This is a genomic window from Burkholderia cepacia ATCC 25416 (genome assembly GCF_001411495.1).
GTDB classification, from domain to species: domain Bacteria; phylum Pseudomonadota; class Gammaproteobacteria; order Burkholderiales; family Burkholderiaceae; genus Burkholderia; species Burkholderia cepacia.
Map to the genome: position 1 here is coordinate 195836 of NZ_CP012981.1, position 11858 is coordinate 207693.

Here is an 11858-nt window from a genome sequence, read left to right on the forward strand (position 1 = left end):
GCCCCGTCTTTTGCCGCCGCCGCGCCGGCCGAAATCGCCATGGCCTGCCGGGTTTCACCCGGCTGCACGTTGGCGGTGAAAGCGGCCGCTCGCGGGTTAACCCGGCACGATTTTTCCCAGGCACTTTTTGCCGCTATGCGCCCCGCCCGATACACACCATAAAGCGGCCGATATTTGACATGGGGGCCAGCGCTATTTTGAAGGGCTATAAAACCGGGAACCCTCACTCCTGCGGCAGTTTCCCGATGATCGACACCCTGTTTCATGCCGAAATGGCATATCGAACCAGCAAAGAGCGGAATAGTACCCAGCGCTCTTGTTGCGTGGATTCATTCCGCATAACTTCGTATCACCCCGAAAACAAGATCATGGAGTGAGACAGATGCAATCGAACACGGTCCATCCGTGCGATGAGGTGCTGCCGACCGGCAAGCTGGTAACGCTTGGCCTGCAACACGTCCTCGTCATGTACGCCGGCGCTGTTGCCGTGCCGCTTATCGTTGGCGCCGCACTCAAGCTGCCGAAAGACCAGATCGCGTTCCTGATCAGCGCCGATCTGTTTTCGTGCGGCATCGCCACGCTGATCCAGACGCTGGGCCTGTGGATCTTCGGGATCCGCCTGCCCGTCATCATGGGCTGCACGTTCGCGGCAGTCGGCCCGATGATCGCGATCGGCACGAACCCCGGCCTCGGCATTCTCGACATCTTCGGCTCGACGATCGCGGCCGGCATCATCGGTATCGTGCTCGCGCCGATGATCGGCAAGCTGTTGCGGTTCTTCCCGCCGGTGGTGGTCGGCACCGTGATCGCGGTGATCGGGCTGTCGCTGATGGAAGTCGGCATCAACTGGGCGGCCGGCGGCGTCGGCAACCCCGAGTACGGCAGCCCCGTCTATCTCGGCCTGTCGCTGCTCGTGCTGACGCTGATCCTGCTGATCAACAAGTTCGGCCGCGGTTTCATCGCGAACATCTCGGTGCTGCTCGGCATCGTCGCCGGCTTCGCGATCGCGTTCGCGATCGGCCGCGTGAATACCGACGGCGTCGCGCACGCACCGTGGGTCGGCATCGTGATGCCGTTCCACTTCGGCATGCCGCACTTCGACCCGCTGTCGATCGTGACGATGGTCACGGTGATGTTCGTCACGTTCATCGAATCGACCGGCATGTTCCTCGCGGTCGGCGACATGGTCGATCGTCCGGTCAACCAGGAGCGCCTCGTGCGCGGCCTGCGCGTCGACGGCCTCGGCACGCTGATCGGCGGCATCTTCAACTCGTTCCCGCATACGTCGTTCTCGCAGAACGTCGGCCTGATCGGCGTGACGGGCGTGAAGAGCCGGTTCGTGTGTGCGACGGGCGGCGTGATTCTCGTGCTGCTCGGCCTGTTCCCGAAGATGGCGCAGGTGGTCGCATCGGTGCCGCCGTTCGTGCTCGGCGGTGCGGGCATCGTGATGTTCGGGATGGTGGCCGCGAACGGCATCAAGGTGCTGTCGAAGGTCGACTTCGTGAACAACTCGCACAACCTGTTCATCGTCGCCGTGAGCGTCGGCATGGGCCTCGTGCCGGTCGTGTCGCCGCACTTCTTCTCGAAGCTGCCGCCCGCGCTCGCCCCGATCCTGCACAGCGGCATCCTGCTGGCGTCGGCATCGGCCGTGATCCTGAACATCGTGTTCAACGGCGTGAAAGGCGAAAAGGATGCGCGCTGCGAGATCCGCCGCGCCGGACACGACTTCGACGGCCGCCCGGCCGACGTGCATCACTGATCACGACGCGCCGGACGGCGGCGCGAAGCGGTAACGGAAAACGCCACGGCATGCCGTGGCGTTTTTGCGTGGCGGAGCCGGGCTACGCGGGGGCGCCTCGCGCGCGAGGGGTGGCCGCCTGCGATGCGGCGCAGGCGGCCTGGTTGATCGGGTGATCGCGCCTGGACGCGTATCTGCCGAGATCGGCATCGGCGGCATCCGATGCAGTCATCGTCACGCCAACCGTCGTGGTCTCGCACGACCCGGCCGCACAAAAGAAAACGCCACGGATTTTCATCCGTGGCGTTTTCGCTTTTGCATCTCGCCGGTTCGGCAGACAGAAGCAGTTGCCCGCTCCTGCCCCGCCTTTCACTTACCCGTTCGTCGCCGCCGACGACGCAGGCGCCGGAGCGGCCGCCTTGTCGTAGTCGACCGGCGCATCCGGCGCGCGCGGCGTCTCGCCTGCCCGCTGGATCCACCCGCCGCCCAATGCGCGGTACAGCGTGACCAGGTTCGTCCAGCGCGCCAGACGTGCGTTGATCAGCGTCTGCTGTGCCGAGTACAGATCCGTCTGCGCGGTCAGCACCGACAGGTAGCTGTCGACGCCGTTCTTGTAACGCAGGTCCGACAGGTCGAAACGTCGCTGCTGCGCGTGCTCGTTGCGCTCGAGCGCCGCGATCTGCTGGTCGTACGTGCCGCGTGCGGCCAGGCCATCCGCCACTTCGCGGAATGCCGACTGGATTGCCTTCTCGTAGTTCGCGATCTCGATGCGTTTCTGCACGTTCGCGAGGTTCAGGTTCGCGATGTTCTGCCCGCCTTCGAAGATCGGCATCGTGATCTGCGGCGCGAACGACCACGCCGCTGTGCCGGCCTTGAACAGGCCGCCCAGCGTCGGGCTGCCGGTACCGAACGCGCCCGTCAGCGAGATGCGCGGGAAGAATGCCGCGCGTGCTGCGCCGATGTTCGCATTCGCGGCCAGCAGCGTCTGCTCGGCCTGCATCACGTCCGGACGACGCGTCAGCAGATCCGACGGCAACCCGGCCGGCACGTCCGTCAGCAGGTTCTGCGCGTCGAGCGGCATGCCCGGCGGCAGATCGTCCGGCAGCGGCTCGCCGATCAGCAGCACCAGCGCGTTCAGCGCCTGCGCACGCGCACGCGCCTGCGCCTGCTGGTTCGCGAGCGCCGTCTCGACAACCGTCTGCGCTTGACGCAGCTCGAGCTCGGAGCCCGTGCCGTTGTCGAACTGCAGCTTCGTCAGGTCGTACTGCGCCTGAGCGGACTTCAGCGTGTTCTCCGTGACCTTCAGCAGGTCGTCGGTCGACAGCAGCGTCAGGTACTGGTCCGCCACCTGCGACACCAGCGAGATCTCCGACGCCTGCCGTGCATACGACGTCGACAGGTACTGCGCGAGCGCCTGGTCCTTCAGGCTCTGCACGCGGCCGAACAGGTCGAGCTCCCACGACGCGGACAAACCGACGTTGTAGGCACGCGAGATATACGGCGCCCCCGTCTGCGACAGACCTTGCGGCACGCGCTGGATGCTGCCCGTGCCCGTGCCGTCGAGCGTCGGGAACAGCTCCGCGCGCGTGATCTGGTACTGCGCGCGCGCCGCCTCGATGTTCAGCACCGACACGCGCAGGTCGCGGTTGTTTTTCAGCGCGATCTCGATCAGCCGCTGCAGGCGCGGATCGACGAAGAATTCGCGCCAGCCGATGGCGGTCGCCGCCTGGCCGTTCGCGCTGCGCGCGCCGGCCGCACCCGGCTGCGTCGCGTAGACGCCGCCGGCCGGGTACGCCTGTGCGACGGGCGCGTCGGGCCGCTTGTAATGCGGCGCCATCGTGCAGCCCGTGGCAAAGAGCGCGACCGCGATTGCAGTCAAAGCGTGTTTTTGCATCATCACTGTCCCTTGTTGCCTTCGTCGCCGTTGCCCGGCTTCTCTTCGTGGTGCGAGTGCTCCTGAGCCAGGCGCAGCGCCTCGTCGACGTCTTCCTTCTCGCCGCTGAAGATCGCACGGATCTTCACGAAGAACATCGGGATCATGAAGATCGCGAGGAACGTCGCGGTGATCATCCCGCCGATCACGCCCGTACCGATTGCGTGCTGGCTGGCCGAACCCGCGCCGTTGCTGATCGCGAGCGGCATCACGCCGAGAATGAACGCGAGCGACGTCATCAGGATCGGACGCAGCCGCAGGCGCGCCGCTTCCAGCGCGGCCTCGATCGGCCCCATCTTCTCCGTCTGCTGCAGTTCGCGCGCGAACTCGACGATCAGGATCGCGTTCTTCGCGGACAAGCCCACGGTAGTCAGCAGGCCGACCTGGAAGAACACGTCGTTTTCCAGACCGCGCATCGTCGCCGCGAGCAGTGCACCGATCACGCCGAGCGGCACCACCATGATCACCGAGAACGGGATCGACCAGCTTTCATACAGTGCCGCCAGACACAGGAACACGACGAGGATCGAGATCGCGTACAGGATCGGCGCCTGCGAGCCGGACTGGATTTCCTGGAACGACAGGCCGGTCCACGAATAGCCGATACCGACCGGCAGCTTCTTCGCGAGCCCTTCCATCGCGGCCATCGCCTGACCGGTCGACTTGCCCGGTGCGGCCTGACCCTGGATTTCCATCGCCGACACGCCGTTGTAGCGCTCGAGCTTCGGCGAACCGTACGTCCAGTGACCGGTCGCGAACGAGCTGAACGGCACCATCCCGCCCGACCCGTTGCGCACGTACCAGATGTTCAAGTCTTCCGGCGTCATCCGGAACGGTGCATCCGACTGCACGTACACCTTCTTGATCCGGCCGTCGGTATCCAGGAAGTTGTTCACGTACTTCGATGCCCATGCGATCGAGAACGTCTGGTCGATCGCATCCGCCGTCACGCCGAGCGCATTCGCCTTCTCGCGGTCGATGTCGACCTTGTACTGCGGCGTATCGTTCAGGCCGTTCGGGCGCACGCCCTGCAGCGTCGGATCCTTCGAGGCCATCCCGAGCAGCTGGTTACGCGCGGCCATCAGCGCATCGTGGCCGAGACCCGCGTTGTCGGTCAGTTCGAAGTCGAAGCCGGCAGCCGTACCGAGTTCAGGAATCGACGGCGGGTTGAACGGGATCACCACTGCGTCCTTGTAACCCGAGTAGCGCCCGAACATCCGGCCGATCAGCGCCTGCACCTTCTGGTTCGCATGCTGACGCTGCGAGTAGTCCTTCAGGCGAACGAACACGAGACCGGAGTTCTGGCCACGGCCCGCGAAGCTGAAGCCGTTGACCGTGAACGCCGATTCGACGATTTCCTTCTCGTCCTTCAGCAGGTAGTCGGAAATGTTCGCGAGCGTCTTCGCGGTCGTTTCCTGCGTCGAACCCGACGGCGTCTGCACGATCACGAACATCAGGCCCTGGTCTTCATCGGGCAGGAACGACTTCGGCAGGCGCACGAACAGCAGGCCAACCGCGACGATCACGACCAGATAGATGATCAGCCAGCGGCCCGAGCGCTTGATCACGTGGTGCACGCCGACGTGGTACTTGTCGCGGCTGTTGTTGAACGTGCGGTTGAACCAGCCGAAGAAGCCCTTCTTCTCTTCGTGATGCCCTTGCGGGATCGGCTTGAGGATCGTCGCGCACAGTGCCGGCGTCAGAATCAACGCGACGAGCACCGACAGCACCATCGCCGACACGATCGTCAGCGAGAACTGGCGATAAATCGCGCCGACCGAACCGCCCGAGAACGCCACCGGCACAAACACCGCCGACAGCACCAGCGCCACGCCGACCAGTGCGCCGGTGATCTGGCCCATCGCCTTGCGGGTCGCCTCCTTCGGTGACAGGCCCTCCTCCGCCATCACGCGCTCGACGTTCTCCACCACCACGATCGCATCGTCGACCAGCAGGCCGATCGCGAGCACGAGGCCGAACATCGACAGCGTGTTGATCGAGAAGCCCACCATCGACATGATCGCGAACGTGCCGAGCAGCACGACCGGCACCGCGATCGTCGGGATGATCGTCGCCCGCAGGTTCTGCAGGAACAGATACATCACGAGGAACACGAGCACGATACCTTCGAGCAGCGTCTTGACCACTTCCTCGATCGACAGCTTCACGAACGGCGTCGTGTCGTACGGGTACTTCACGACGAGGCCGTGCGGGAAGAACGGTGCCAGTTCGTCGATCTTCGCGCGCACGGCCTTCGCGGTCGCGAGCGCGTTCGCGTTGGTCGCGAGCTGGATACCGAGTGCCGCGGTCGGCTGACCGTTGTACTTCGTGTCGAAGTTGTAGTTTTCGCCGCCGAGGCCGATCTGCGCGACGTCCTTCAGGCGAACCTGCGAGCCGTCCTGGTTGACCTTCAGCAGGATGTTGCCGAACTGCTCGGGCGTCTGCAGCAGCGTCGATTCGGTGATCGTCGCCTGCAGCATCGTGCCCGGCTTCGCCGGCGTGCCGCCGATCTGGCCGCCTGCGATCTGCACGTTCTGCGCGGTGATCGCGGAGCTGACGTCGACCGGCGTGAGGCCGTAGTTCGTCAGGCGGTTCGGGTCGAGCCAGATCCGCATCGCGTACTGCGAGCCGAACAGCGTGACGGTACCGACGCCGTTCAACCGGCTGATCGGATCCTTCACGTGCGACGCCACGAAGTTCGCGAGGTCGTACTTGTTCATGCTGCCGTCTTCGGAGTTGAAGGCGAGCACCAGCAGGAAGCTGCTGCTCGACTTCGTCACCGAGAGGCCGAGCTGCTGCACGACCTGCGGCAGGATCGGCGTCGCGAGCGACAGCTTGTTCTGCACCTGGACCTGCGCGATGTCGGCGTTGGTACCCGGCGCGAAAGTCAGCGTGATCGTCGCGTTGCCCGAGTCGTCACTGGTCGACGACATGTACAGGAAGTTGTCGAGACCGCTCATCTGCTGCTCGATCACCTGCGTCACCGTGTCTTCCACCGTCTTCGCGGAAGCGCCCGGGTAGTTCGCGGTGATCTGGATCGATGGCGGTGCGATCGTCGGATACTGCGAGATCGGCAGCGTGAAGATCGCCGCAACCCCGGCCAGCATCAGGATGATGGCGATCACCCACGCGAAGATCGGGCGATCGATAAAAAACTTTGCCATGAAACAGGCTCCCTGTTATTGCGCGCTCGAAGCAGCGGCAGCACTCGCCGGCGCAGCGCCCGATGCGGCAGCACCGGAAGCGGCAGCGGCGCCGGAACCGGCGGCAGCCGGCGCGGCGGACGCGGCAGCCGCACCCGACGCGGCATCGGCCGCCGGTGCGAGCTGCGCGGGGACCGTCTTCACGGTCGCACCCGGGCGCACCTTGTCGGCGCCCTGCACGATCACGTGATCACCCGCTTGCAGACCACCTTCGACCACCCAGTTCGGGCCCTGCATGCCCGTCGTCTTCAGCGGACGCGGCTCGACCTTGTTGCTGGCGTTCACCACCATCGCGATCGCCTGACCCTTCTGGTCATGCGTGACGCCGATCTGCGGCACCAGGAACGCGTTCTCGTTCACGCCTTCCTCGATCCGTGCACGCACGAACATGCCCGGCAGCAGCACCTTGCCCGGGTTCGGGAAGACCGCGCGGATCGTCACCGAGCCGGTGGTCTGGTCGACCGTCACGTCCGAGAACTGCAGCTTGCCCGGCTCCGAATAGGTCTTGCCGTCTTCCAGGATCAGCGACACCTTCGCCGCGCCCGGGCCGGACGTCTTCAGGCGCCCGCTCTGTACGTCCTGACGCAGCTTCAGCCCTTCGAGGCTCGATTGCGTGAGGTCCACATACACCGGGTCGAGCTGCTGCACCGTCGACATCAGCGTCGCCTGGCTCGCCTGCACGTACGCGCCCGGCGTCACCTGCGAGATGCCGACGCGGCCGGTGATCGGCGAAACGACATCGGTATAGCCGAGGTTGATCTGCGCGGTATCGACCGCCGCCTTGCCGGCCGCGACGTCAGCCGCGGCCTGGCCTTGCGTGGCCACCGCGTTGTCGTAGTCCTGCTTGCTGACCGCGTTCGCGGCCACCAGCACCTTGTAGCGTGCGACCAGCGCGTTCTGCGTGACGAGGTTCGCCTGCGCCTTCGCGAGCGTTGCCTTTGCACTGTTCAGCGCGGCGATGTAAGGCGCCGGGTCGATCTTGTAGAGGCGCTGACCGGCCTTGACGTCGGTGCCTTCGGTGAATTCACGGCGCAGCACGATGCCGTCGACCCGCGCGCGGACCTGCGCGACGAGGAACGCGCTGGTGCGGCCCGGCAGGTCGGTGAAGACCGGTACGGCTTGCGGCTGGACGGTGACGACGCCGACTTCCGGCGTTTGCGGCGGCGGTGCCGATTCTTTTTTCCCGCACGCGGCCAGGAAAACGGCGGCCGTCGCGACAGTGATTAAGCGGTATGGAACCCGTTCGACGCGCATGGAGCGACCTCTGTGTATAACCAATGGAATAAGTGCCGCACCCGACCGGAGCGAGCGCAACACGGATGCGCCTCACGGCGCAGATCGAACACCTGAATTACTGGACTGCTAGATACAGCAAGCGGCACGAAACCTCCGTGCCGACAGGATGCCCCGCAACTGCGGACTGGTACTTTGGCGGGAATCAGCAGAGTGGGATATTAACTGATTGCCACTTGGGTCATTCGATCGTAGGGTGGTATTGTATATACATTCATGAATGTATGTAAAAAGCCCGTTTGTGCGCGACCGGCTGTCCAGTCTTACAGATTGTTACCAGCCGCGAGCATAGCCAGTCTATATGACCGCGCCGGGGGTTGCAGACCCTATATTCACCTACGATCGATCCAATCAGGCCTGCACATGGTCAGACGTACCAAGGAGGAGGCGCTCGAGACGCGCAATCGCATTCTCGACGCCGCCGAGCACGTGTTCTTCGAGAAAGGCGTGTCGCACACGTCGCTCGCGGACATCGCGCAACATGCCGGCGTGACGCGCGGCGCAATCTACTGGCATTTCGCGAACAAGAGCGAACTGTTCGACGCAATGTTCGACCGCGTGTTTCTGCCGATCGACGAGTTGAAGCGGATGCCGCTCGACGCGCCGGGCGGCAATCCGCTCGACAAGATCCGCCAGATCCTGATCTGGTGCCTGCTCGGCGTGCAGCGCGACGCGCAGTTACGCCGCGTGTTCAGCATCCTGTTCATGAAGTGCGAATACGTCGCGGACCTGGAGCCGCTGCTGCAACGCAACCGCGCGGGGATGAGCGAGGCACTGCACGCGATCGACGCCGATCTCGCGGGGGCCGTGCGGCTCAAGCTGCTGCCCGAGCGGCTCGATACGTGGCGCGCGACGCTGATGCTGCACACGCTCGTCAGCGGTTTCGTGCGCGACATGCTGATGCTGCCCGACGAGATCGACGCCGAGCAGCATGCGGAAAAGCTCGTCGACGGCTGTTTCGACATGCTGCGCTACAGCCCGGCGATGCTGAAGGACGGCGAATGACCGCGCGACGCGCGTTCGCCCGCGGTTCGGATCTTCGTTTCATCGCGCGGGCCGCCAATCTCGCAGACGGCCTGCCCTCCGCCCCTTCTCCCCGCCCGGTTCAGGCCGCCTTCGCGCGTTGCGCGCGGGCCCGCCGGTTCGACGCGGCGACCGAATCGCGCTTCGGCATCGGCGCACCTGCCAGCCCCGCGATCCACGCATCGGTGGACATCACGGCCGCGAAATTCGACTGGAACACCACCGCGTACGCGCGGTGAATCTCCTCGGCGCTCACCGCGCCTGCTTCGTTCTCGTAAGGCAGCGCGCCCGTCGCGTCGTTCAGGTATTCGACATTCAGCCCCGCATGCGCCGCGTGATAGACCGTCGACGCATTGCAGTTGTGCGTCATGTAGCCGGCCACCGCGAGCGTGTCGATCCCGTGCGCATCGAGCCACGCCGCAAGGTCGGTCCCGGCAAACGAGCTTGCGCGCGTCTTCTCGATCAGGTGTGCATACGGCCGGCCGGCGACGACCGCGTGCAGCGCGACGCCGTCGGTGCCGGGCGCGAAGATCGGCGCGCCGGCCGGCGCGACGTGCTGGACGACGATCACGGGCACGCCGGCCGCATGCGCGGCATCGATCGCGCGGCCGATGTTCGCGAGCGACACGTCGAGCGGCGGATATTCGATCGGCAGGTTGCCCGTCACGTACTCGTTCTGGACGTCGATCACGATCAGCGCGCGGCGGGAAGCGGAATGGGAAACGGAATGCGGGACGGCGTTCGACATGGCGGGCTCCTGGTCCAGGGGCGCGGCCCCGCCCCGGAACGGGGTGGTCAGCGGCGCGATGCGATGCATTGTCGGGGCGCGTCGCTCACGTGGACAGTGGCCCGATAGCCATTCTTCGATAGAATCGGGCCATCACCAATCCGGAGCCCGCCATGACCGCCGCCTCGTCCACCCGGCCCGCCTCGGCCGCTCCGACCGTCGTTGCCGTGATCGCGTACGACGGCATCAGCCCGTTCCACCTGTCGGTGCCGTCCGTCGTGTTCGGCAAGGAACGCGACGCGGCCGCGTCGCCCGCGTTCGAGTTCCGCGTCTGCTCGGCCGAGCGCGGCCCGCTGTCGACGACGGGCGGTTTCACGATCACCGCGCCCTACGGCCTCGACGGGCTCGACGACGCGGACATCGTCATCGTGCCGGCGTGGCGCGACCCGGACGAAGCGCCGCCCGACGTGCTGCTCGACGCCGTCCGTGCGGTCGCCGCGCGCGGCGCGCAGCTCGTCGGGCTGTGCCTCGGCGCGTACGTGCTCGCCGCGGCCGGCTTGCTCGACGGCCGCCCGGCCACCACGCACTGGGCATGGGCCGACGACTTCGCACAACGCTTCCCGCGCGTGAAGCTCGATCCGGACGTGCTGTACGTGGACGACGGCAACCTGATGACGTCGGCCGGCACGGCCGCGGGGCTCGACTGCTGCCTGCACGTCGTGCGGCGGCGCTTCGGCTCGGACGCCGCGAACCAGATCGCGCGCCGCCTCGTGATCCCGCCGCACCGTCAGGGCGGGCAGGCGCAATACGTGCCGCAGCCGGTCGCCGCGCACCCGCGCGATGCGCGGCTCGCGGGCCTGCTCGACTGGGTGCGCGCGCACCTCGACGCCGCGCACAGCGTCGATTCGCTCGCCGAACGCGTGCTGATGAGCCGGCGCACGTTCACGCGCCACTTCCGCCAGGCGACCGGCACGACCGTCACCGCGTGGCTGCAGGCCGAGCGGCTGGCGCGCGCGCAGCATCTGCTGGAAACCACCGGGCAGTCGATCGATGCGATCGCGCAGGCGGCCGGCTACGGGTCGAGCGTGTCGCTGCGCCAGCATTTCGCGGGCGCGCTCGGCACGTCGCCGTCGGCGTATCGAAGGGAATTTCGCGGCGCCGGAGCCGGCGCCGATGCCGCGCGGTAGGCGCGCGGCGGGCGAGCCTTGCAGCGGAAACGGCCGGCCGCTCAGCCGCCGTTGATCCAGCGCGCCGCGTAGAGCAGCAGCGCGACGAAGACGATCATCGCGGCCCACGCCCACACGGGCACCGTGCCCGAGCCGCGATGCGGGAGTGCACTGGCGGCACGCCCGGTCAGCGCGCCGCCGAGGTGCGGCGGCAGCGCCCGCTTCGTCGCGGCCACCAGCGACGCCGGCCGCAGGAACACGTGCTGGCGCCGCGGCGCGGCCGAGCGCGCGCGATTCGGTGCGAGGCCGTGCTTCGCCTGCACGACCGCGCAGAATTCACGGAAGAAATCGTCGGTCCATTCGCGCAGCGTATTTTCGATCTGCCGCCCCGGCAGCTCGGTGAGCGGGCCGCTTGCCGTCGCCCAGACCACGTACTCGATACGCGTGGCGTTCGCGTCGTCATCCGGCATCAGCACGAGTTCGACCTGGCCGCGCAGCGCGCCGAGCCCGTCGGCCCGCGCCTTGAAATTGAGCACGCGGCGCGGCTGACCTTCCGCATCGCCCTGTTCGGCGGCCGCATGCGCACGCACGTCGTAGCGGGCGCGCAGCGGGCCGAGCGGCACCGTGATCGTCAGCGCGAACTCGCCGTCCGCAAGCTTCACGAACGATTCGCAATGATCGAAGCTCGCGCGCAGCAGCGCGAGATCCTCGAATGCCGCCCGCACGACGGGTGGCGGAAGCGGTATGCGCAATGTGTCGTTCAGTTCCATGACGC

The 11858-nt window shown here is 66.3% G+C and carries 8 protein-coding genes; 3 read left to right on the forward strand and 5 right to left on the reverse strand.

Translation table 11 applies throughout. The features are described from left to right. Positions 1–382 precede the first annotated feature (382 nt). A complete protein-coding gene (locus APZ15_RS00930) occupies positions 383–1759 on the forward strand; it encodes a nucleobase:cation symporter-2 family protein (protein ID WP_021159518.1) in 1377 nt (458 codons plus the stop codon). 352 nt (positions 1760–2111) lie between these two features. Here the strand turns inward: APZ15_RS00930 and APZ15_RS00935 are convergent, their stop codons facing one another. Genes APZ15_RS00935 through APZ15_RS00945 form a run of 3 tightly spaced genes read right to left on the reverse strand, consistent with a single transcriptional unit; the run spans position 2112 to position 8128 of the window. Next, the gene (locus APZ15_RS00935; protein WP_027789242.1) at positions 2112–3635 is read right to left on the reverse strand and encodes an efflux transporter outer membrane subunit; all 1524 of its coding nucleotides are present in this window, start codon (positions 3633–3635) and stop codon (positions 2112–2114) included. After that, positions 3635–6835 (reverse strand): efflux RND transporter permease BpeB, encoded by a 3201-nt coding sequence (bpeB, locus tag APZ15_RS00940; protein WP_027789241.1) that lies wholly within the window; start codon positions 6833–6835, stop codon positions 3635–3637. Before bpeB ends, APZ15_RS00935 begins: the two co-directional genes overlap by 1 nt. A 15-nt stretch (positions 6836–6850) precedes the next feature. Beyond that, complete coding sequence (locus APZ15_RS00945) at positions 6851–8128, reverse strand: efflux RND transporter periplasmic adaptor subunit (protein WP_027789240.1); 1278 nt, start codon at positions 8126–8128, stop codon at positions 6851–6853. A gap of 402 nt (positions 8129–8530) precedes the next feature. On the opposite strand from APZ15_RS00945, the gene APZ15_RS00950 reads away from it, so the two are divergent. Then, on the forward strand, positions 8531–9172 hold the full coding sequence (locus APZ15_RS00950; protein ID WP_027789239.1) for a TetR family transcriptional regulator: 642 nt from the start codon (positions 8531–8533) through the stop codon (positions 9170–9172). A gap of 100 nt (positions 9173–9272) precedes the next feature. Here APZ15_RS00950 and APZ15_RS00955 read toward each other — a convergent pair whose 3' ends face one another. Beyond that, positions 9273–9938: a cysteine hydrolase family protein gene (locus APZ15_RS00955; RefSeq protein WP_027789238.1), complete on the reverse strand. Its 666-nt coding sequence runs from the start codon at positions 9936–9938 to the stop codon at positions 9273–9275. 152 nt (positions 9939–10090) lie between these two features. Between APZ15_RS00955 and APZ15_RS00960 the strand changes: the two genes are divergently transcribed. Next, positions 10091–11104, forward strand: coding sequence for a helix-turn-helix domain-containing protein (locus tag APZ15_RS00960; protein WP_027789237.1), 1014 nt, complete (start codon positions 10091–10093; stop codon positions 11102–11104). 41 nt (positions 11105–11145) lie between these two features. Here the strand turns inward: APZ15_RS00960 and APZ15_RS00965 are convergent, their stop codons facing one another. Next, positions 11146–11853: a CoxG family protein gene (locus APZ15_RS00965; protein WP_027789236.1), complete on the reverse strand. Its 708-nt coding sequence runs from the start codon at positions 11851–11853 to the stop codon at positions 11146–11148. Between the last annotated feature and the right edge of the window lie 5 nt (positions 11854–11858).

Coding starts and splice junctions, on each gene's coding strand:
- APZ15_RS00930 (WP_021159518.1), top strand. CDS start 383: ATGCAATCGAACACGGTCCATCCGTGCGATGAGGTGCTGCCGACCGGC.
- APZ15_RS00935 (WP_027789242.1), bottom strand. CDS start 3,635: ATGATGCAAAAACACGCTTTGACTGCAATCGCGGTCGCGCTCTTTGCC.
- bpeB (WP_027789241.1), bottom strand. CDS start 6,835: ATGGCAAAGTTTTTTATCGATCGCCCGATCTTCGCGTGGGTGATCGCC.
- APZ15_RS00945 (WP_027789240.1), bottom strand. CDS start 8,128: ATGCGCGTCGAACGGGTTCCATACCGCTTAATCACTGTCGCGACGGCC.
- APZ15_RS00950 (WP_027789239.1), top strand. CDS start 8,531: ATGGTCAGACGTACCAAGGAGGAGGCGCTCGAGACGCGCAATCGCATT.
- APZ15_RS00955 (WP_027789238.1), bottom strand. CDS start 9,938: ATGTCGAACGCCGTCCCGCATTCCGTTTCCCATTCCGCTTCCCGCCGC.
- APZ15_RS00960 (WP_027789237.1), top strand. CDS start 10,091: ATGACCGCCGCCTCGTCCACCCGGCCCGCCTCGGCCGCTCCGACCGTC.
- APZ15_RS00965 (WP_027789236.1), bottom strand. CDS start 11,853: ATGGAACTGAACGACACATTGCGCATACCGCTTCCGCCACCCGTCGTG.